Source organism: Terriglobia bacterium, from assembly GCA_036496425.1.
GTDB lineage: Bacteria > Acidobacteriota > Terriglobia > 20CM-2-55-15 > 20CM-2-55-15 > 20CM-2-55-15.
This window is the reverse complement of the sequence record DASXLG010000281.1, coordinates 1-20282: the sequence shown is the minus strand read 5'-3', so window position 1 is coordinate 20282 and position 20282 is coordinate 1. Positions and strand designations below refer to the sequence as shown.

At 58.5% G+C, this 20282-nt stretch carries 21 protein-coding genes; 2 read left to right on the top strand and 19 right to left on the bottom strand.

Features of this window, described 5'->3' with window-relative positions:
- Nucleotides 1-182: 182 nt before the first annotated feature.
- The 3 genes from VGK48_20515 to VGK48_20505 are packed head-to-tail and all read right to left on the bottom strand — an operon-like array spanning nt 183 to nt 2622.
- The gene (locus VGK48_20515; GenBank protein ID HEY2383565.1) at nt 183-1451 is read right to left on the bottom strand and encodes a radical SAM protein; all 1269 of its coding nucleotides are present in this window, start codon (nt 1449-1451) and stop codon (nt 183-185) included.
- Between the two features lie 14 nt (nt 1452-1465).
- Nucleotides 1466-1879: a DUF6152 family protein gene (locus tag VGK48_20510; GenBank protein HEY2383564.1), complete on the bottom strand. Its 414-nt coding sequence runs from the start codon at nt 1877-1879 to the stop codon at nt 1466-1468.
- On the bottom strand, nt 1879-2622 hold the full coding sequence (locus VGK48_20505) for a hypothetical protein (protein ID HEY2383563.1): 744 nt from the start codon (nt 2620-2622) through the stop codon (nt 1879-1881). The genes VGK48_20510 and VGK48_20505 overlap by 1 nt, the downstream gene beginning before the upstream one ends.
- 49 nt (nt 2623-2671) lie before the next feature.
- Here VGK48_20505 and VGK48_20500 point away from each other — a divergent pair, with 49 nt between their 5' ends.
- The gene (locus VGK48_20500) at nt 2672-3910 is read left to right on the top strand and encodes a M20/M25/M40 family metallo-hydrolase (protein ID HEY2383562.1); all 1239 of its coding nucleotides are present in this window, start codon (nt 2672-2674) and stop codon (nt 3908-3910) included.
- Between the two features lie 89 nt (nt 3911-3999).
- Here the strand turns inward: VGK48_20500 and VGK48_20495 are convergent, their stop codons facing one another.
- The 11 genes from VGK48_20495 to VGK48_20445 all read right to left on the bottom strand — a co-directional run bounded on the left by VGK48_20495 (nt 4000) and on the right by VGK48_20445 (nt 14920).
- The gene (locus tag VGK48_20495; GenBank protein HEY2383561.1) at nt 4000-4647 is read right to left on the bottom strand and encodes a fibronectin type III domain-containing protein; all 648 of its coding nucleotides are present in this window, start codon (nt 4645-4647) and stop codon (nt 4000-4002) included.
- A 789-nt stretch (nt 4648-5436) separates the two neighbouring features.
- Nucleotides 5437-5709, bottom strand: coding sequence for a DUF1585 domain-containing protein (locus tag VGK48_20490; GenBank protein HEY2383560.1), 273 nt, complete (start codon nt 5707-5709; stop codon nt 5437-5439).
- 79 nt (nt 5710-5788) lie between these two features.
- Nucleotides 5789-6148 (bottom strand): arsenate reductase family protein, encoded by a 360-nt coding sequence (locus VGK48_20485; protein ID HEY2383559.1) that lies wholly within the window; start codon nt 6146-6148, stop codon nt 5789-5791.
- A 10-nt stretch (nt 6149-6158) separates the two neighbouring features.
- The gene (locus VGK48_20480; GenBank protein HEY2383558.1) at nt 6159-6467 is read right to left on the bottom strand and encodes a DUF962 domain-containing protein; all 309 of its coding nucleotides are present in this window, start codon (nt 6465-6467) and stop codon (nt 6159-6161) included.
- A gap of 72 nt (nt 6468-6539) precedes the next feature.
- Nucleotides 6540-8033: a hypothetical protein gene (locus VGK48_20475; protein HEY2383557.1), complete on the bottom strand. Its 1494-nt coding sequence runs from the start codon at nt 8031-8033 to the stop codon at nt 6540-6542.
- Between the two features lie 227 nt (nt 8034-8260).
- Nucleotides 8261-10852 (bottom strand): hypothetical protein, encoded by a 2592-nt coding sequence (locus tag VGK48_20470; GenBank protein HEY2383556.1) that lies wholly within the window; start codon nt 10850-10852, stop codon nt 8261-8263.
- Nucleotides 10849-11664 (bottom strand): hypothetical protein, encoded by an 816-nt coding sequence (locus tag VGK48_20465; GenBank protein HEY2383555.1) that lies wholly within the window; start codon nt 11662-11664, stop codon nt 10849-10851. Before VGK48_20465 ends, VGK48_20470 begins: the two co-directional genes overlap by 4 nt.
- 2 nt (nt 11665-11666) lie before the next feature.
- Complete coding sequence (locus VGK48_20460; protein ID HEY2383554.1) at nt 11667-12236, bottom strand: sigma-70 family RNA polymerase sigma factor; 570 nt, start codon at nt 12234-12236, stop codon at nt 11667-11669.
- A gap of 61 nt (nt 12237-12297) precedes the next feature.
- Entirely contained in the window at nt 12298-14085 is a 1788-nt protein-coding gene (locus tag VGK48_20455) for a PQQ-dependent dehydrogenase, methanol/ethanol family (GenBank protein ID HEY2383553.1), read from the bottom strand.
- 185 nt (nt 14086-14270) lie between these two features.
- Nucleotides 14271-14642 (bottom strand): type II toxin-antitoxin system VapC family toxin, encoded by a 372-nt coding sequence (locus VGK48_20450; protein HEY2383552.1) that lies wholly within the window; start codon nt 14640-14642, stop codon nt 14271-14273.
- Nucleotides 14639-14920, bottom strand: coding sequence for a ribbon-helix-helix protein, CopG family (locus VGK48_20445; protein ID HEY2383551.1), 282 nt, complete (start codon nt 14918-14920; stop codon nt 14639-14641). The genes VGK48_20450 and VGK48_20445 overlap by 4 nt, the downstream gene beginning before the upstream one ends.
- A 65-nt stretch (nt 14921-14985) precedes the next feature.
- On the opposite strand from VGK48_20445, the gene VGK48_20440 reads away from it, so the two are divergent.
- A complete protein-coding gene (locus tag VGK48_20440) occupies nt 14986-15978 on the top strand; it encodes a PepSY-associated TM helix domain-containing protein (GenBank protein ID HEY2383550.1) in 993 nt (330 codons plus the stop codon).
- Nucleotides 15979-15993: 15 nt separating this feature from the next.
- Here the strand turns inward: VGK48_20440 and VGK48_20435 are convergent, their stop codons facing one another.
- The 5 genes from VGK48_20435 to VGK48_20415 all read right to left on the bottom strand — a co-directional run.
- On the bottom strand, nt 15994-17004 hold the full coding sequence (locus VGK48_20435; protein HEY2383549.1) for a GMC family oxidoreductase: 1011 nt from the start codon (nt 17002-17004) through the stop codon (nt 15994-15996).
- Entirely contained in the window at nt 17001-17624 is a 624-nt protein-coding gene (locus VGK48_20430) for an NAD(P)-binding protein (GenBank protein HEY2383548.1), read from the bottom strand. Before VGK48_20430 ends, VGK48_20435 begins: the two co-directional genes overlap by 4 nt.
- Before the next feature lie 162 nt (nt 17625-17786).
- Nucleotides 17787-18746 carry an RluA family pseudouridine synthase gene (locus tag VGK48_20425; protein HEY2383547.1) on the bottom strand — a complete coding sequence of 320 codons (960 nt, stop codon included), beginning with the start codon at nt 18744-18746 and terminating at the stop codon, nt 17787-17789.
- A 4-nt stretch (nt 18747-18750) separates the two neighbouring features.
- Nucleotides 18751-19557, bottom strand: coding sequence for a TIGR03435 family protein (locus VGK48_20420; protein ID HEY2383546.1), 807 nt, complete (start codon nt 19555-19557; stop codon nt 18751-18753).
- A gap of 107 nt (nt 19558-19664) precedes the next feature.
- Nucleotides 19665-20282 (bottom strand): carboxymuconolactone decarboxylase family protein (locus VGK48_20415; GenBank protein ID HEY2383545.1); only part of this gene is annotated, 618 nt, incomplete at its 5' end.

Below are 20282 nucleotides of genomic sequence, written 5' to 3'. Positions count from 1 at the left end.
CCTTGCAAGGCTTCGCCCGCGCGGATTACTCCGCGCCCACGCTTGCTCGGCTACCTTGTTGAACGGATCACTTCAAGGGTAAGCTCCTTTCAGCTTACGAGATAAGCCAGGCTTCGCCTGGCGCACCGGATGACGCAGATGAGGCATCAACGGCCTTAATAGCCGTATCTGCGTCATCCGCGTCATCTGCGGCTAAAAAACGTTTGGTTCGGCATAGCGGAGAGTTGCACAGCCGTCCGGTTCACCTCCCGGCAAAGCGCCTTCAGCGCATTCACCCGGTCCTGGCCAAGGAATCGCAGCGTAAACGCGGCCTTGTTGTGATTCAACGGCTCGTCGAGCTGCGTATAGGCGCGGCAGGCCTCCCCATCCGGCGTGCCCGGAATCGGCGCGAATTCCGACAGCATCACACGCGCGCCCTGCTCCGCTGCGAAGCGGATCGACGCCTCCAGCTGCTGGCCTGACGATTCCGGATGCCCGGCGATAATGTAAGCCGTGACCGATGCGGCACCCGCCTCACCCAGCGCGCGCACGGCGTCGGCGAATTCCTCCGAATACACCTTACCGCCCGTCTTCCGCTGCCACTCATATGCGCTCGATTCGAATCCAAGAAAGAATGTCTTGAAGCCTGCGCGGACCATCAGTCGCGCAATCTCCGGCGTGATGAATCGCGCATTTAGAGCATTCGGCGTGTGAAACTGCACTCGAAGGTTCTCCCGCAGCACCGCGTCAAGAAACGGCAGCAGAATGTGCTCGGGCTTGAACAGCAGCGCATCGTCATAGAAAGCGACATGGCGGGCGCCGAGCCGGACGAGATATCGAAGCTCCTCCATGCACCGTTCCAGCGGTCTTGCGCTGAAATTCGGATACACGACAGGCACGGAGCAGTATGTACAACGGAAGGGGCAGCCTTCGGTGATTTTCAAAACACCAACATGGCTATCGACCGTCTCCCACACGGGAAGACCATCGGACAACGGCAGGCCAAGCGAGGTGAGGTCCGTCCCCGTGATGACTTGATCCGCGCCGAGCGAGGCCGCATGCTCCGGGCACAGCGTCGCATAAACGCCGCCGAAAACGATTCTGGCCCGCGGCTGCAGCCGGCGGACATCCTCGATCACTTCGCGCACGCCGGGATACCAATACGTCATCACTGTCTGGACAAGAACGACATCGAATGTCTGTCTCGACAGGACTTCGATAAAATCTTCACGGGACCGGCCAAACCGGTAATAACGCCTGGGAATGTCTGCGAGAGCCTCCGGCTTAGGAAGCAATTGCCGTTGGAATTTGCCACGGCCGAAATCGTCGCGGTCATGCGAGACGAGATAATCAAATGCCGTAAGCCGGTGCGAACGAAGCCGGCCGCCCACGCGCAACAGCCCATACGGCCGCAGCCAGAAATCGAACGCCGTGAAATCGTATATCGGCGGATTGACGAGAAGCAGGTTCATTTGCGCACACGCGCCTACTGCTGCCCCGCAGCCGTCTTGTCTTTGAAATCCAGCTCGCGGCCATCCGCAAAGCTGACTTTCGTTCCCGGATCTCCCGACCCGATGTATGCCACCGGCGCGCCGTTCTTTGCCGGGCACAGGATGATCGTGACTGCATCGCCAACCTTGAGCGAACGTCTCGTCCAGCCGGCCCGCGTCAGGATGCCCGGGCTGTTCGTCTCGACCGCCCAATGCACGATAGCGCCTTCCTTGTCTTTGACGTCGAGGTAAATCTGCGAGTGCGGATTCGTCCATATGAATTCCGTTACGACGCCTTTGATCGGCACACGCGCCGTCTCATCGTAGGCGGAATTCCCATGGTGTGCCCACACCGTGCCGGACAAAAGCAGCAGTCCCACACCACAAGCAATCGATGCTTTGTACATCATCAATCCTTTCCGGGTTGCCGGGCCGCGGGCTGGCGAATTCTCCGGGCAAATTCTTCTTCTTCGGACGCGACGCAGAACGATTCCGGAATCTCCACACCCGGTTTCATCTTGATCTGCCGCGGTTCGGTGTTCCAGATCTTCGTGTAGGTCTTGGAATCGTCGATGACCAGGTTGTAATCGATCGTGTTCCGGTCGACGCGATGGTACCGCTCCGTCGTTCGCATTTCGTCGCTGTGCGGCTGGCCTTGCGCGCCGAGCCAGGTCTTCTCGTTGAACCCGATCGTTTCGACCACGAGGGTGTCCCCTTCCCACTTCCCGACGGAGTATCCGTACCATCGGGGATCCGGATCGTCGGGAAGCTTACGCCCGTCCATCCAGATTTCACGCAGCGTGTGATGGCCTTCGTGGAACATCAGGATCCGGCCGGGAATCTGGATAATCTCGAAAGGCCAGATGGCGAACATGATGCGCGGAAAACCCATCGGGTCGCACTTCAGAATCGGATCGTTGCCGCCGGGCGCCGCCTTCGGCCCGTATCCCGGCTTGTTCGCATCGTATTTCGCCTTCCCCCACGCCGTCAGTGGAGGAAAGCTGTCGCCCGGCCCCTGACCGCCGCCGCCCGGCGCGAGCTGCCATACTCCCGAGAGATCGTGCGGATCGGCGGGCCAGCCCTGGGACATCGCGGGCGCCGAACAGACGAGGGTCGCGGTTAGAAACATTGAAAGCGCCAGCAGATTTCGCATTTGGCGGGAGACTACCACAAATATAATTCATCCTGTTAGGAGGCTTATCTTGCCGCAGTTGCCCGACCCATCCGGCATTCTCCGTGAAGCCGAGTCCATGCGTGCGCTTATCGTCGATTTGACGCTCCGCATCTGCCGCGAGCGGACGGTCGATTACTTTCTCGAGGACTTTCCAGGCGAAGGACCGGACGGCATGGCGTCGCCTGGAGAAGAGGGCAAAGTCGTCGCGATCCTCGAGCCCGAGCTGGCCTCGCATTCGATATCCTTCACAACGCATGCGAAGGTTGCGGGCCGCGAGAATCTTATCGCGCGTGTCGGGAAAGCAAAGCCGGGGTACCGCAAGCTGATGGTTCTGCTTCACACGGATGTCGTTCCGAGCGGCGATCCGTCGGCGTGGAAGTTCGCGCCCTTCGATCCGTTCGAAAAAGCGGGCAAACTTTATGGCCGCGGCGTACTCGACGACAAAGGACCGCTGGCATCGGCGTTTGCAACGCTTCTGATTCTCAAAAAGTATGAGCGGTTCGTCGACGGCGAATTCATCTTTGGAGCTGTCGGAGATGAGGAAGTCGGGATCGGCGTCGGGATCGACTATCTCCTGGAAGAGAAGTTGATCGATTGCACCGACGCCATCATCCCGGACATCGCCGGCGACATGCGCGAAATCAACGTCGCCGAGAAAGGGCGAGTGCTGCTGAAAGTGAAAGCGCATGGCAGGCAGGCCCATGCCATGAATCCGGCCAAGGGAGTCAACGCGATTCACGCGATGTCCCGATTTCTCCTCGCCCTGGAAGGCCTGCACCTGCGGCACCAGGCGCATCCGATTCTCGGCGGCCCCACGATCAATACCGGCCTGATCACCGGCGGCATGGCGCCGAATGCCGTCGCGGCCGATTGCGAAGTGACGCTGGACATTCGTTACGTGCCGTCACAAACGCCGGATAAAATCCGCGGCGAAGTGCAGTCTCTCGCCGGCAGCGTGAAGATGCCGGGCGCGACGTTCTCGGTCGAGATCTTCAAGAGTTCCCTGCCCTGCGAGGTTTCGCCGGAAGCGCCAATCGTCAAGCTCATTCAGAAACATGCCCCGGACGCGAAAGTCGTCGGCAGCGGCGGCGGCACGTTTGCGAATCCCCTGGTCCAGGCCGGTATCCAGGCGGTCGGCTGGGCTCCCGGAAACGAAGAAACCTACCACGAGCCGAACGAAGAAATCGAAATCGCCCAGCTCACAACCTTCGCCGGCAAGCTGGCCAACCTCGCGTTTGAGCTCTGCTCGATTGGAACCAAAATATGAGCCGCAGATGACGCGGATGACGCAGATGGCGCTCAAGAGTTGTTACGCGCCCCATCTGCGTCATCCGCGTCATCTGCGGCTCAAAAGTTTTAAATGGATATCTTCGTCAGAGAATCGCTCCAATCGGAATAGCCGGCGTCGCCCAGGGAACGGACCTGGAAAGCATAGGTCGTACCCGGCGTCAGGCCCGTCACCGGTATCGCCCGATTTGCTTTTGTGACAGGTATCGTCGTCCACGGGCCGGACACGCCCCCGGCACCCACGGCTGCCCACCGGAATTCGTAGGAGGCCGCCTTGGGAACAGCGACGATAGTAACCAGGAGTTGACCGCTGCTGGCGCCGTGCCGGATGTTACGAATGAACTGAGACAACGGCTGAAAAACCGCCTTGGCGTTGGGAACGGGCGCGAACCCGCTTTTCAAAAACGTCGACATGTTGCCCTTGCACTTTACCTCGGCGAAATGCCCGATTTCGTGCAGCATCCCGACGACGACCGTCTCTTGCGCGTTACGCGCGGCGATGGCTTTGGCTCCTCCATCCAGCGCAGCGGTGATATCGCTTGAAAAGGTGTCGGTGTTGGACTTGAACGTCGCTTCATCGACCGGAGGATTCGGATATTCCTCCGGATAGGTGTAGACGCCGGCGAGCACGGCATTGAGACGCGCCAGGATATCCGTGGGCTTCTTCTTGGTATGGCCGACGATGGCTCGGATCGGTATTGGTGTCGATTTCAACATAGATTCTCTCTTCTGCGGGTATTTACCCGCGGTTGATGGTTAACGGTTCCGCTTTCCAATAACGCACGGGCCCTGCCATTTGTGCCATTCCGGCAATGGCTGAGTTAAATGAGCGACTTACGCTGAGAGTGCCTCGTCGCAGCGCTAAAAGCGCGCTCGGTTTTCAAGGTTTCTCTTGAAATGCCATCAAGGTTTTTCTTGAAACCTTCAAAATTGTCGGAAAACCGGACACGAGGGACATATCTTTTTCCGGCGCCATTGGCGGTCAGCCCGCTTTCGTCGACGTATCTTATTGATGCAGCAATGGATCTTGTATTTCCGAGGATGCGGCGGCTGGGGGCGCTTCGGCGTCCCAATGTCCGATCGCAGTATTTTTGATCTGCTTCGAGGCCTCCCGGGAGATGCATCGAAGCATCTTCGAGATCCGTTGCGGCATCTCCAGGATGCTAAACCGACCATGGGCGATTCCGGGACGGCTCTGTGGGTTTCGGACGAGGAATCCGCAAAACGCGGCTCCTCCTGCGGGAAATCCCTCAACGGTCCGTGGGGATCCGCTGCCGGTTCACGGGACTTCCATCGATGGATCTCGACGCAACGTCGACGCAGGCGAGCCAACCGATGTCAGATGTCAAACGTCCCATGTCGAATGCCCAATGTACCTGTCAAACGACCAGACGACCCAACGACCGGATCACCAGAACCATTGGGTCGTCTGGTCGTTTGACAGGTACATTGGACATTCGACACTGGACATTTGACATTCGACATATTGTGGGGCCCGCCAGCGCTCTACCGTTTCACGTTCATCTGAAACGGGGCGCTCTTGACGATGCCGAGAACGATCGCGGAAAAGCGGTAATTCCCGGCGGAGGCATCGCGGACGATGGAGCGTGCCAGCGGCATGTCCTGGTAGGTGGTGATGTGTCCGAGGCTGTAGGTGAGAAGGTTCAGCGTCAAGGTCCGGACGAACTGATCCGATCGGCCCAGGAGCGCGTTGCGAAGATCGGCGGGGCCGTTCAGTTTCGTCCCATCGATAAGTTCGGTCGATGCATCGACCGGCAAGCCGGCATCGCGTGTGCGCCACGCTCCGACGGCGTCGAAGTTTTCGAGCGAGGTGCCACGGGCGGCAACGGAGCGGATTCTACCAGCTCTGTTTCTTCCAATCCTCTTCGTTGAATCCGACCAGGCCTTTGCCGCCGGCGAGGACGAAGGGCCGTTTGATGAGCTTGCCGTTAGCCGCCAGCAGATCGAGGGCCTCGCTCTCCGACATCGACGGCAGTTTCTCGCCGATCTTCATCGCACGATAGACCTCACCGGATGTGTTGAAGAGCTTCTTCAGATTGCCGCCCTGCAGCGCGAGCATTTTCTTGAGTTCCGCCTTCGTGGGAGGTGTCTCCACGATGGGCACTTTCTCGTAAGCGACGTCATTGCGATCGAGAAACTGCAACGCCTTCCGGCAGGTGGAGCATTTCGAGTATTCGTAGATTTTGATTTTTTTCATAGGCCTGCAGTCAGAACTTCAACCGGCCGATGGCGATATCTTTCACCATCACCCAATATGCACAAAAACTGTAGAACGGATAAGTGGACGTCGTGGGAACGTTCTTCTCGAAGAAGGCATGCCCGATCCAGCCGAAGCCGTAACCGAGCACCGGCAGAGCCAGCAGTCCGAGCCATGATTGAGTGACCAGAACATAACCCAGGGCTGCGGCAATCAGGACAGACCCGCCGAAATGCAGCCGCCGGCACGTCGGGTTGCGGTGTTCCGACAAATAGTACGGATAAAATGACGCGAACGTCCGATATTGTTTCGACACCACCGCGCCCTCGCAGGGTACGCTCCGAGAAAATGATGCGAGTTTACCACGGCGGATAAACCCGCACCTCTCGTGTTACAGCGCGCCCAGGAAAGCGACCAGGTCGGACTCTTCCTGATGCGTGAAGACGACGCCGAAACGGACCTCGTAGAAACGCACCACATCCAGCAGAGTCTCCGCCGAACCGTTATGAAAGAACGGCGCGCGCGCGGAAAGACCTCGAAGAATAGGACCCTTGAGCTTCCCGACGTGAACGAATTGTCCGTCGATCAACGCCTGACCGAGATCGGTCGTTGTCTTCAACTCTCCGGTCGCCTTGCTCCGAACAGTAATTTTCGGCAGGTAGCTGATGTCCAGACCGCCCAGCGAAAACGACGAAGTCCCGTTGGTCGGATCGCCCACGCCGATGTTCAACGGCGTCGGGAACGAATGATTGCCGACATTGGGGGTGTCATGACACGTGCCGCAAGTCCCTTTGAGCACTGGAATGCCGCCGGCAACCAGGCCGCCCGCGGAGACGTCGTCGTTGATACCCGCCACGCCCGTGATGTTGATCTGCTTGGTATTGAATATCGTCTCTCCCCGCGCGATCGCGGCACGCGGGTCGAAGTGCGGCAGTCCGGACCAGGCACTGAACGTATTAAAGATGTTGGGCGTGAATTTTCCGTCGCCCGGCGTCACCAATCCTCCCGGCTGCTCGAGTTGCGGCAATAGGACGTTGACGCTGGAATCGATGCTGATGAAAAACGGCTGGGTGAGCAACGCCAGAGGACCTCCCATGGCGCCTTGGGCATTCAAAATCCCTCCGCTGAAGGAGATGGATTGCGCCGTGGACAGGCCCATCTCGAAATTCACAATCGCCTGCTGTTCTGCCGCCGTGGGCTTTGTCCCATTGCCCTGAGCGTGTCCGTTGGTTGCATCGACCGACTGGTGGGCAAGGTCATTCAAAAGCGCTGTGGGGTAGTTGTTGAATAGAATCTTTGTGGTGCCGGTCGCCGGCGCCGATTCCCGGCCATCCCACATGACCGCGCTCAGAAAACGCAGGTTGGTCGCGGGCAACGGCCGCCGATACATCGAAATCACATCCGTTTCGTTACAGGCATATGGGTTGTCGACGTGGACCACGTCGAAGTCCGCATTCGGCGGAACGTTGATCGCAATACGGATCAATCCGCGTGTGCGGAGAAGGCTATACGCCGCGCGCCGGCCCTGCAGCGTCGAGACATTGATGTTGTGATTGCAGTTGGAACCATCATTGGTGCGGAAAATCGGATCGAGTCCGGCAGTCAGGTCGAACCGCAGCTCCACGTTGGATGCGGCCACCGACATTCCGTCGCTCAGCTGATGGCATGTGGCGCAGGTACGCCCGTTCGTGCCGAGACTCTGGAAAAACGGGCCGGTCAGATCGATCGAACCGGCCGTGCTGTACGTGCTCGACGCGCCATTCGGATTCAGGAAAGGTATTCCGTTTGGAATGGAGTTCAAGCCCTGGCCATGCACGGCCACGACGACCAACAGGGCAAGAAGGACAGACAAACCAACAGCAATTCGGCGAGAGCTTCGCATCATACGGGGGGGCTCCTTTGTTTCGTGAGAATTCTTCTCGCGGTTGTTACGTTTTAAAGACCTTGGATACAGGAATTAAGTTTCGGATGGGGACTCACGGAGGTCAATGCAACGGGCACAAAAAAAATGCGAATTTTTCCGAATGACTGGAATTATTCCAAGCAGGTCGAAAGTGACGCGCTGGAGGTCCGGATTCCAGCGGCAACCAAATCAGAGTAGCAGAGGGGGCACTACCTTTTCAGGCCGTAGACAACCAGCCTGGCTCTGCAGCCATCGGCCTGACAATTTTCGACGGCCGGATCTGAGAAAGTGGATACATAGACTTTGCCGTTCACGATCGTCGGCGGAGCGAATTTCGACACAAAACCGAGCGTATCTGCGCCTTGTTCGTCGCTGTTCCAGAGTTCCTTTAAGGACGTGGCGTCGAATGCGCGCAGGGTTCCCCGGACTGTTCCCGCACTCGCATCGCCCCAGTACCTCGGATCCGCGCAGCGGACATCTTTCTCGGTACCGTCACGTTTGCCGGTGCAGCCTGTCGGATATGTAGTCCATATGATGCCCGTCGTCCGGTCATTTCCGTTCGCGGAAAGCGAAAGCATGGCGCCGGGCATGCTTCTTGCAGGCGTCGTCACTTCGTTTGTGACCGGAGTCGTAACGAACCTGCCGTTTTCAAACTTGAATCGGCGGAGGTTGCTGGCTTCGCTCCAGATGTAGATGAACGGGCCGCCCGGGCCGTCCCAATACACGGGCGATCCATGGATGTGATAAAAGGTCGCGGCCGGAGGCAGCGCGCCACAGTCGGCGGGAGAGATTTCGCAGGGTTTGGGAGCTGCCTGGAACCATTGAGGGATCTGGCTGTCGCCGTTCGGCTCTCCGCATTTCGCGCAGAAGCCGCCGAGATTGTTGCGCTGCAGGAGGTACATCTTGCCTTCTTTGCCTCCTCCGATCAGAAGGTCCGTGCCCGGCAGGAGTAACGGACCCGCGGCCCCGAGATCGACATCGGACCGGTTCAGAATATCGGTATTCCAGACCATGAACCAATCGCTGAGCGAGAGGTCCGCGCGCAGTTTGACGAACGAATTGGCGAGCGCGGGAGTTTCAGCGATCCGCGCGATATTCAGATAAGAATCGGCCGAGCCCGACCACAATAAATGCAGGGCCCCGCCGAGTGCGACGAGGGTGGGGGCGCCCAGGCCGAAGTCGCCCTGATAGGTAATCTCATCGCCGAGACCGGCCGGCGTCCGGCCGTTGGCCAGGCCGGCCGATCCGGTCGAATCACCGCGCGCCCATGCGAGCCAGAACGGACCTTCCTTGACAAGAGAGGCGCGAGCCGAGCTCTTCCATTTCCTGCTCACGAGAGAGAAAGTCTTTCCGTCGGGAGACTGCATCAGATTCACGGCATGATCGATGCCGGTCCAGAGCAGGTACAGTTCGTCATCGATGAACGCCAGCTGCGGCGCGGCCGCGCTCGGACCTGGCAACGTGGCTCTGTCGGCGGCAAGCCATTGAATGCCGTCGACGGACCAGCGCACGACGACGTTCTTGTCTTTATCCGTCCATGCCGCAAACAGCCGTCCATTTCCGAAAGCCAGCGCCGGTCCCGAGAAGCTCGCTGAATCCGGAATTAAGGATTTGTCTCCACTCCAGTGTTTCGAATCTGCAGTGGAGCGAAGATAAACGCGGTTCACGTTCCGGCTGTCGTTCTCGGTCCAGGCCAGAAAGGTCCGGCCGTTGCCGGACGCCAGGGCGGGACTGTCCAGGCTTGTATCGGCGAGTGTCTGTGCATCCGTCAGAGTGGTTTCATTACGCCAGGTTGCGACTTTCACATGCTCGTCCGGGTCTTCTGTAGGTTTTGCGGTCCAGGCAATGAGCAGCCGGGCGCCGATGTCGATCGCGGCGGGAGATCCCAGCGCCTGTTGTTTGAAAGTCACTTTGCCGGCCGGTTCGCGCAACGGAGGAAGAATGTCTCTGGACGTCCCGTTACCGACCATCAAATAAATGTTACCCTCCGCATCCGCCGCCGGCCCCTGGCCGCCTTGCCATATCCCGTTTCCGGGAACGGGGAGGGTAATGGTCGTGAATGCGCGAGGCGAACTTTCGAGCGTGTCCGCGTTGAATCCGAACATCCAGCCGTGAAAGGGCCCGCAATCACCGTACGAGCCGAATCCCACGTAGACGGTGTCATTGGAAAGCAAGAGCGCCGGCCGCTGGTTTTCAACGCCTCCGATGAAGCCTTCAGTCTGGATTCTTTTCGGCCCGTTGAACTTTTCCTGTCCGGTAGCGAGATCGAGCGCATGGATGTAGTGCCGGGCTTCGCCGTTTTCAACTATGAATGCGGCCGTGTACAGGACCTGGCGCTGCATCGAAATGACGGGAGTGCTGATGATGCCGATTTCCTTGCGGATATTGAGGCGGGCGCCGTCGCAGAACACCGACGTCGGGACGGGGATGCCGAGCCGTTGCACCCAGATCGGATCGCCGCCACCTTTGCGGTCGGCATCGAACGCATAAACGCTGTTATGCATCGTGGTGATGTAGATCAGATTCCGGCGGCCTTTTCCGGGAACGTCGACGCCGGCCACGTAAAGCGGTTGGCTATAGATGTCGCCGTCGACACTGAGATCGAAAAGCTTCCCGAACCTGTCCTTGTTGACATCCGCGACATTCAATTCGGACTCGCGAAGATTCGCGCCGGTTCTGGCATTGTCGTTGTGCTGCGTCAGGACCGATATGGAGCCGGCCCGCGGGGCGGCCGGTGGAGTCGTGGCGGAGTTGCAGCCAAACAGGAAAAGGACGGCGGACAAAAGTAAGATGCGGCTCAATCGATCCAGGGCTCGTCTTTCTCGAACGCGAGGTGCGCCGGCAGCGGATGATCCGTGTGAAAATATTTTTTGTACGCAGCAATCCAATCCGACGCGATGTCGTGTTGTGCCTCCGCGAGCGACAGCTGGCCCGTGCAGACGAGTTCCCGAAGATGCGATTCGAGGGCATCCTTCACGTGCGCATTCCAGGAAACGGAGTAAGGCTGCGGCCAGAGATTGCGGGCGTCGTCGGCCCCCCCGAGTTCCGGATCGATCAGATAATCGAGTTCATAGTGCCCGCTTCCCGGGTTTCGGATACCGTACTTCTCAAAGATTTCTTTTCCGATCACCGCCAGTTCCGCATGGGATCGTTTCACAAGAACGGTGGAGCAGATGGCGCCCTCCGTCAAAGGCAGCGCAACGCCGGGAGTGAGACTCGGATTCGGAGTCGAGGCCAGCGTCGTTCGAGAGGACTGCCACAGAACCAGGTTGGCGGCTGCCAGAATAAAGATCACCGCAAGATAAGCGGCACGACGGAAAGACATGGACGGAAAAATGCGCTGCCAGACCGTGTCGCCATGCTCCGACGCGAGCTGGCTCAAGCGGGCTCGCAGGAGGGCGCGCGGTGCGGAGACCGAAGGCAATTGCGCGTCGATCTCATCACGGTAAGCGTGCATGAATCCGGCGGTCGTGTCTTCGATCTCTTTCATGCGTGACCGGCAGGTCCCACAGCGAACCAGATGCCGGTGGATTCGATACCGCCGCAGCAGCGATACTTCGCCATCCGCAGCGAGAATCAAGTCGGCGGCCGGAATATGAGATTCCTTGCTCATTTTTATCTCTGAGCAGGCTCTTCCAGCCGCGAAAACGATCGCGCCAGAGATAGCGCAACGCCACCCAGCGACATACCCAGGATGCCGGCAATGTCACGATAGCGCAGCCCTTCCGCGCGTAAATACAAACACCGCCGATCCCGGGCGGGAAGCACACTCACGATCGCCAGAGTTTGATCCCGCCGTTGAGACAAGGCAACTTGTTGTTCCGGATCCGGAGATGGATCCATGTGCTGAGTCAGGGGCGAAACCGTCTTCAGAAGACGATGGATGTTTTTTCGCCGTCTGAGGCCTAAATTGTGAGCGACGCGAAAAACCCAGCCGCGGATATTGGAGCGCGATTTTCCGGCGCGCAAATGCAGGAACAGCGCCACGAAGACTTCCTGAACGATTTCTTCGCCGTCTTCGGGCAAAAGCCCAAACGAGGACAAATAACGAAGTAAGCCCGGACGGAACTCATCGAAGAACCCGGCAACCTGAGTTTCGAGTTGCGAGGGACCCGTATATTTGCGCTCCTCAACTGGAGCGGAGACGGCTTTCCCGATTGCGGATTCAGCTGAATGGAACTCCATTGTGGACGCTGATATTAACATTTTCGGTCAGCGATGCAGTCGAGCGCAGAAACCCGGCATGCTATTCCAGGGCGAAGACCCAAATTGAGCCTCCTTCCGGCACCGCCGGATACTGGCCGGGAAACGCCCGGTTGAGGGTGCCCTGCATGCCGGCGGAGTCTCCGCCCCAGCCGGAGAGCACCGCGATGTATTGTTTTCCGTCGACCGTAAATGAAGTCGGAGGCGCGAGAATTCCCGACGGAGTCGGCGACTCCCATAGCAATTTCCCTGTGGCGGCATCGAAAGCATGAATCTTCCGGTCCGCCGTTCCGCCGGTAAAGACCAGTCCGCCGGCGGTCGCCAGCATCGCTCCCCAGTTCGGACTTCGGTCATAATTGTGGGTCCACACCTTCTTTCCGGTATCGACGTTCCAGGCCTGTACCTCGCCGAAGTGATCGGCCCCCGGCGCCAGTGGAGGCGGACCGACGGCGCCGCGCGCGGTACCGGTGAATCCGCGGCCGGGCGAATAGGTCACCGGAGCGCCGGTCAGTGTTCCGCAAAGGTTGTTGTTGGCTGGAATGTAGATCATTCGCGTCTGTGGGCTGTAAGCAATCGGAGGCCAGTTCTTGCCTCCGTGCGAATTCGGGCAAAAGTCCGCCGTCTTGCCGGTGCCGGGTTTGCGCGCGGGATCGACATCGGGTCGACCCGTCTTCGGATCCAGACTGCGGAACACGTTCTGATAGACGAAAGGTTTGCCCTCGACGAAGTGGATAGGGCCGTCGGCAGTCCGTTCGAGGAACCACAAATAGCCGTCGCGCGCGACGTCGATCAGCCCTTTAACCGTGCGGCCGTTTCGCTGGTAGTCCACGAGTATCGGCGGTGAGACTTCGTCCCAATCCCAGGAGTCATTCGGATGGTATTGGAAGTATCCCTTGATCTTTCCGGTATTGACGTCGATGGCGATCGTCGACGACGTGTAGAGGTTGTCTCCGGGACGCTGGTCTCCCATCCAGGGGCCTCCGTTGCCGGTGCCGAAAAACGCGAGGTTGGTCTCTGGATCGTAGTTCCCGGTAACCCAGATCGAAGCGCCTCCCGTCTTCCATTGGTCCCCTCCGGCCGGCCATGTTTCACTGCCCGGCTCTCCGGGCGCCGGGACTGTAAAGCTTCGCCACAACTCCCGGCCTGTATCCGGGTCCAGCGCAGCGACGAATCCCCGCACTCCGAATTCGCCTCCGGAGGTTCCGACCAGCAGCTTTCCCGCGGCGACGAGAGGAGCCATTGAAATGTAATAGCCCGATTTATTGTCGGCTATCGCCGCAGTCCAGACTTCCTTTCCGGTCTTGGCGTCCAACGCGACGACAACCGCTTCACCGGCCGCGAAAAACACCTTATCGCCGTAGAGTCCAACGCCGCGGCTGGTGTCGTGTGGAACGTTTGTTCCGGGCGGTCTCGGCCGTCTATAGCGCCACAGGATATTACCGGCCTTGACGTCGATCGCTATCACCTGGTTGTTGGGCGTCGAGATAAACATGACGCCATTGTTGACGATCGGAGCCGACTCGTGGACGCGGCCCTCGCCGGTCAACATGCCCCACACCGGCTTCAGGCGGCTGACATTGGCGGTCGTGATCTGATTCAGAGGGCTGTAGCCCCAGCCATCATACGTTCGCCGGACCATCAGCCAGTTGCCATCTTCCGGACTCTTCAGGCGCTCGGCGGTGACGGGTCGATAATTTGCGAGGACCGCCGCATCCGGCGCCGGCGGCGCTGCCGGTCCGGGGTTCGGCGCTTGCGCGAAGCTCGTGTAGAACATCGCTGCGGCGGCAGCAAAGCCGCCCGCGATAAGCGCTATGAAACTTCGAATAGTCATGCATTCTCCTTCGAGATCAAATGGCGAAACGCAAGCGCGATAGCGCGCAACCTGATATAAAGACATCTCACATCGTTCGCCCCGGGCCGGATGATCCAGCGACGCAAGACCAAGGCAGTTTATATCTTTGTGAATTCCTCGAACACCGGTTTTGTTCAGGTTTTTTTCATTCCACCTGCCGGAGTTCACGCCAACTTGAGATTCGGAATGTCCTTAAAATCCGCTGCGTTGAGGGTCCAGAGGTCGGCATTGTGAGCAATCGCGCAAGCGGCAATTGCGATATCGATTTCTCGACCCCTTGGACGTTTGACCTGGCGGTACAGACGCGCAGCAATTAATGCCTCAGCCGCGCCAAATGTCACGATTTGATCGGCCGGGAAAAGATCTTCCTGGTCTTTGATTTCCTGCGGTTGCCTTGGACCACGACGCCATTCATAGAAAACGAGCGCGCTTAAATGAACTCTTTCAGCGTTCTCTATGAATTGGCGCAGACGTAATCCCGAGCGTCGTTTGCCGGTAAGAGAATCTACCAAAGCCGACGTGTCCAGATGGATCATGCCACACGAGTGCGGCGGCCCCCCGTCTTGCGAGCCGCACGGACTGCCGCGAGTTCCGCGGCTACCTCAGCGTCGCGGCGGGTAGGCTTTCGGGCCATTATTCGATCGACGACAGCCAGCATCCGGTCGCGTTCTTCCGGGCTCAGCTGGTCGGCATGTTCCGAATAATGACGTATCGCTTCACGAAAGATCACGCTTTGCGGCTTATTCAGCCGTGTTGCGATACGCTTGAGCGTATTGACGGTTTGTTCATCAACCGTAAAGGTGACCTTTAACATACTGCCATACTACCATATCCGCCGAATAAAGACGAAGGAGCGGGTCGCTTCAGTACTGTTATAGGATGAAAGAAATCATGGAAGAAATGGATGCCTCGGCTCCGCCGAAACTGAGTGTTTCCACAACATGGGGCCGTTGGGTTTCACAGCCGCAAACCGTTTGGTTGCGCAAAGCCGTTTTTCAGATCCACCTGTGGAGCGGAATCGGCTTCGGGCTGTATCTTTTCGTGGTCAGCGTGACCGGCAGCATTGTTGTCTACAGCAACGAACTGTACGTGGCGGCGACACGCCCTCCTGTTCTTGTCACTCCATCGGGCTCGCGGCTTTCAGACGACGAACTCAAGGCGGCCGCGCTGCGCGCGTATCCCGGATACTGGGTCATTAGCATGGGTAGTTCGCAGACTCCGGATCAGGCTGTCGGCATTTCGCTCAGCGGACGTGGCGGACGTAAAGACCGCCTGTTCAATCCATACACCGGCACAGATCTCGGTACTTCTGTGCCGCCCGGCATCTGGGCGGTCTCCAAACTTCTCGAGTTGCACGACGACCTGATGGGTGGAACCACCGGCCGCAGCGTGAACGGTTTCGGCGCGGTGACGCTGCTCATCCTCGCGGCCACGGGAATCGTGGTGTGGTGGCCTGGAATCAAGAACTGGCGGCGCAGCCTGACTCTTCGCTGGGGTGTTGGCTGGCGGCGATGGACATGGGACCTGCACAGCGTGATCGGTTTCTGGTTGTTCGGCTTTACCGTTTTGTTCGGATTAAGTGGAGCATACCTGGGGAATCCGCAGGCATTTCAGGATTTCGCCGACCGGATCGAGCCGGTCACCGATACGAATGCAGGCGTCCGCGTCGTGGATCGCGTGATCTACTGGCTCGCTTATTTACATTTCGGCCGGATCAACGGGATCGGAATTCCCTGCCACGGACCCGGCCTTTGCGACCAGACGACGAAACTGGTATGGGCTCTGGCGGGACTCGCGCCTGCCGCCATGTTCGTGACCGGCGCTGTAATGTGGTGGAACCGCGTCGTGCGGAAGCGGCGCGCCGGGAATTGACGGAGCCGCTCTTCCTCAACCGACGCTCGTGCCGCTCAATTTTTCTTTCAAGTGTTCACCAAGCCTCAAGGCTAATGCGACGATCGTCAAAGTGGGATTGGCATGACTGCTGGTCGGAAATACGGCAGAGCCGGCGATGTACAGATTAGGTATGTCAAACACGGCGCACTGTGTATTGACGACGCCCTCGCCCGGTGACTGCGCCATACGCGCCGTTCCGAGATGATGAGCGCCGACGGGCGTAGATCGAGACAGCTGGGTTGCAAGCTGTCCTTCATCAAATTCCAGGCGGCAGGATTCGGTGCTGTTAATGGCGGAACGCAGCAATTGAAAACCACGAAACGCAGCGGCGATATCGTGCTCCGCCACCCGCCATGCAACGTGCACACGCTGCAGACCATGGCGGTCACGGTCGCTGTTCAGTGTAATCCGGCTGCTTTCCATCGGTGTCTGTTCGCAATTGAACTCCAGAGGAAAGCTGCCGTCGGCAGTGGGCACCAATGTGTACGGTAACTTGCGTTCCGCAAGTTGCCGCAGAAACAACCATTGCCAACCGAATTTCACCATTTGCGGAAAACCGGCAACGACGTTACGGGCATGAGCCAGTCTGGATGCTGGCTTCCGGTATTTCGGAATCAGCGTGCTTTTGGCCAGATAAATGACGGACATAACTGCACTGCCATGCGCGGCATCGGAATAGTCCGGAAAATGCAGTCTGAATGCCGTGTTCAGCAAGCGATGCTGCCGTTGCGCTTCCGGCGTAAACAGCAACTTGCGCCTGCAGTAAACACCATCTGTTGTCTTTTCAAAGCCGAATGCCGGTTTGGCGGCGTCGCAAACCAGGCGGGCGCACAGATTTCCAAAATGACATGCGTAGTACCTGCCCAGTTTCCCGCTGCGATTGCCAAGACCATTGGTCATGACATCGGTGGCCAGCAACAGCCGTGGCGTTTCGATACCGCCAACAGCCAGCACAAATATTTTTGCGAACACCGTTCGCCGGACGTTTGCCGCGTCGACAATCACACAATGGATTCGACGAGGTCATCGCCTTGCCGCTTGTTGATGGCGATGCATCTTGATTGCAACATGGTCGTCACATTGCGTGATGTTTGAAGTTTTTTCCGGTACCTGGCGCCGAAATGAGTGGGAAGGCTATAGCGCTCGATACAGTCTGTTTGCAAGTCCCGGTGCTGCGCCAGGCCCGGAATCGTTGCGGCAGGCCTGGCGATAGAACCGTTTGTGCTGAAGTCAAAACGTCCTGCATCGCAGTACTCCATCGCGCGGGGATAGTGTTTTGCGACATCCGCAAAAGAAAGCGGCCAGCCGCTGTTGGAGACGTAGTCGCGGCGCTCAAAATCGATTGGATCATAGGGCACGCATCGTCCTCCCCAAACGCTGCTGGAACCGCCCAGACAGAAGCGGCGGAATTCAGCAGGATTGGGGTGCGGATTTTCTGCGGTTCCCCGATAGTCTTCCGGCGAACCGCCGGAAACACCAGTCTCACCTGCTTCAAGCAAGAGCACATCAAAGGGCTCTCCATCCAGCTCACAGGCAAGCGTGATACCCGCAGGGCCTGCGCCGATAATACATACCGTGGGATGGAGCGAGTCCGTTGAAACAGAATCAGGTATGGGGATCAACATAAGAAATCAATCTCCGTGGAACGCGTGCAAGCCAGTCTCCATCTATGAACCGTATTGCATCAGCTCAGGGTGTGGAATAGGCTGGGCGTCACAGTAAGGCGTGGTACTCCTTCGCACCCGCGTCATTCCTCGACTCGCCGGCAGACCTGGGAGATTTTCCGGTCACCCGGCGATCCGATTAAGGCAGCTCTTGAAATCCCCGGGTAAAGGGCTTTTCACGATAACTTCGGCGCCCGTTATGGGGTGCGGGAAAGTCAACCGGCTGGCGTGAAGCATCAGACGCGGAGCGAGTGCGGAAGGTTCGCCGTAAAGATCATCGCCGAGGATGGGCAGGCCATATTCCGCAAGGTGCACTCGAATCTGATGCGTTCGGCCGGTCCTCGGAACCGCCTCGATCCAGATTCCATGCGGATGCTGTTCGATGACACGAAACGATGTCTCCGCGGCCTGGCCGTCCGAATCGACGGCTCCGTACTTTGCACGCTTCGACTTCGTCGAGATTTTCCCGATCTGGTTTTTGATGGTCCACTCACTGTCGAGCTTGCGGTGTGAGCCCGCTAGCGCCTGATAAATCTTGACCACCCGGCGCCGTGTGAATGCTTCGGCAACAGCGGCATTCACTCTCTGCGATTTGGTGAAAAGCACAACTCCGGATGTGTCGCGATCGAGCCGATGATGGAGTCCGATGTAGGGTGCCCGTCCGTCCCGTTTCGCAAGGAATCGCGTCACGGCGGCAACGAGATTATCCCGGCCCTCATCCAGAGTCGGATGCGCCGGAAGGCCTGACGGTTTATCGATGGCGATCAGATCCGCATCTTCAAACAGGATTCGAGCCGGTGTCAGCTCAAACCTTTTGTCGCGTGCGGTCAAATCATCGAAAAGCCTCGAAGGATCAACATGCGCTTCGATCGTCGCGCCGGGAGACAACGCAATCGCGGCATTCCTCACGCGGCTTCCGTTCACCTGAACCGCTCCCGCCATGATCAGTTTTCGAACTTTGGCTTTCGAAACAGGCCGGCCCAGGGCCTCAGGCAGCCATCCGGCCAGAACGGCGTCGAGCCGCGTCCCGGCGAGCCCGGCGCTTGCGATCAGTTTGAGCCTTTTGCCTGCCCGCCCGTCCAATATTTCAATTCTCTGTCGGCATTCTCTCGCAGTGATCAACAATCAGCACTTCGGCGTTCTCCCGTTTCTTTTCCAGGTCCAATCCGAGATCCTTTACAGCCTCAATGATTGTCTTGCCCGAAGCCCCATTTTGTAGTTCGTCGAGCCGCCTCCATTCAAGCCGTATATCGAAAGAACCTGTCAGACCGGTATGATCCACGACCGGTCCTTCACGAAAATACGCGGGCGCAAGCGCCGGCAACTGTTGCGCAAGTTGCGCCATGCTGATGCTGTAGCAATCCGCCGCAGCCGAATAGGTTTCCCCGGTGCCGATGGATCGGGCGCAGCCCGCCGGCCGGCGGCCGTCGGATACGCTGGGAGTCAGCTTATGCCCGTTGCGCGATACGTCCAATGAATAGACCTGGGTCGGCCTCGACTCGCGATGGACTTTCAGTTTGAACCGGTCTTCCAGGAGATTCTGCAGCATCAGCGGAACCTGGTCCTTTGTTGCACCCTCGGGCACCTTCGCAATGATTTCGAAGCGTGCAACCTGTGTCGGATCCGTGGTGAGTTCGGTCAGCCACTGTGGACCGGAGAGCTGGTTTCCTCCGATACCGTAAGCCACCATGATGATCTCGTCCAGCCGCCGGTTGCTGATCCGCAGTTCGGCGCCTGGCCGTACGTCCAGCGTAGGCATGTAGCTGTTCCGCAGGTCCGATGTATCGGACGGCTTTACCGATGCAACTTCGAACTCCGGCCGTGTTTTGTTTTGAGCGTAAGTAGTGCCTGCAAGCGTCACCGCAATAAGACAACAGCGAAATATCGAGTTCATGAGTGTGCTCCCGGGCAGAGTGAATTCAAAATCTAACACAAAAGGATTGCCGAATAGTTTCACCTGCGTCGATGGCGCTCAATGAGGATGCACCCTTGTGCCTCTCGCTACCTGGATTGGCCCAATGCAGGCTTACCCGCCGCGGGCTGCTCATCGACCGCGATGGCGTAGAATCCGCTGACGGCGTAGGTGTTCATGACCGCAACGAGATCCATCGCTCCGCGCTGACCGAATAGTTGAACGGCTTTTGCAAACGTGGCGGAGTCCACCTTCCGGTCTGTGTAGAGCTGGCGGCCGAGGCGAATAACCGCCGCGTCCTGTTCGTTGACGCCGGTCAGCGCGGCCTTCCTGCGGACGATGTCGATGACCTTGGGATCGACACCTTCCTTCACTGCCGACGGCTCGTGACCATTCCATTCCAGGTTGTAATTGGTCTCGCGGCATGCCACCAGAATGGCGAGTTCGCGCACGTGCGGGTTCAGCGTTCCCGGCACCGCGGCGTTGTGAAGATCGAACAGAACTTTCGCAACTGCCGGATTGTACGCGGCGAAGGCAAGCGGCCCGCCCAGGGCGCCATCGGGGCGGCGGCCGGGCAGCACGTCGAAAATTTTCTGGGCCGCATCGTCCATATTCTTGCGCTGCATATACGGAAGGCGCGCCCGCGAATCGGGGTTGATGTCGGCGGGAAGCCCGGAAGCCGACTGGGCCGAGAATACCAGCGTGCT

Coding starts and splice junctions, on each gene's coding strand:
- VGK48_20515 (HEY2383565.1), bottom strand. CDS start 1,451: ATGAACCTGCTTCTCGTCAATCCGCCGATATACGATTTCACGGCGTTC.
- VGK48_20510 (HEY2383564.1), bottom strand. CDS start 1,879: ATGATGTACAAAGCATCGATTGCTTGTGGTGTGGGACTGCTGCTTTTG.
- VGK48_20505 (HEY2383563.1), bottom strand. CDS start 2,622: ATGCGAAATCTGCTGGCGCTTTCAATGTTTCTAACCGCGACCCTCGTC.
- VGK48_20495 (HEY2383561.1), bottom strand. CDS start 4,647: ATGTTGAAATCGACACCAATACCGATCCGAGCCATCGTCGGCCATACC.
- VGK48_20485 (HEY2383559.1), bottom strand. CDS start 6,148: ATGAAAAAAATCAAAATCTACGAATACTCGAAATGCTCCACCTGCCGG.
- VGK48_20475 (HEY2383557.1), bottom strand. CDS start 8,033: ATGATGCGAAGCTCTCGCCGAATTGCTGTTGGTTTGTCTGTCCTTCTT.
- VGK48_20465 (HEY2383555.1), bottom strand. CDS start 11,664: ATGAGCAAGGAATCTCATATTCCGGCCGCCGACTTGATTCTCGCTGCG.
- VGK48_20460 (HEY2383554.1), bottom strand. CDS start 12,236: ATGGAGTTCCATTCAGCTGAATCCGCAATCGGGAAAGCCGTCTCCGCT.
- VGK48_20455 (HEY2383553.1), bottom strand. CDS start 14,085: ATGACTATTCGAAGTTTCATAGCGCTTATCGCGGGCGGCTTTGCTGCC.
- VGK48_20450 (HEY2383552.1), bottom strand. CDS start 14,642: ATGATCCATCTGGACACGTCGGCTTTGGTAGATTCTCTTACCGGCAAA.
- VGK48_20445 (HEY2383551.1), bottom strand. CDS start 14,920: ATGTTAAAGGTCACCTTTACGGTTGATGAACAAACCGTCAATACGCTC.
- VGK48_20440 (HEY2383550.1), top strand. CDS start 14,986: ATGAAAGAAATCATGGAAGAAATGGATGCCTCGGCTCCGCCGAAACTG.
- VGK48_20430 (HEY2383548.1), bottom strand. CDS start 17,624: ATGTTGATCCCCATACCTGATTCTGTTTCAACGGACTCGCTCCATCCC.
- VGK48_20420 (HEY2383546.1), bottom strand. CDS start 19,557: ATGAACTCGATATTTCGCTGTTGTCTTATTGCGGTGACGCTTGCAGGC.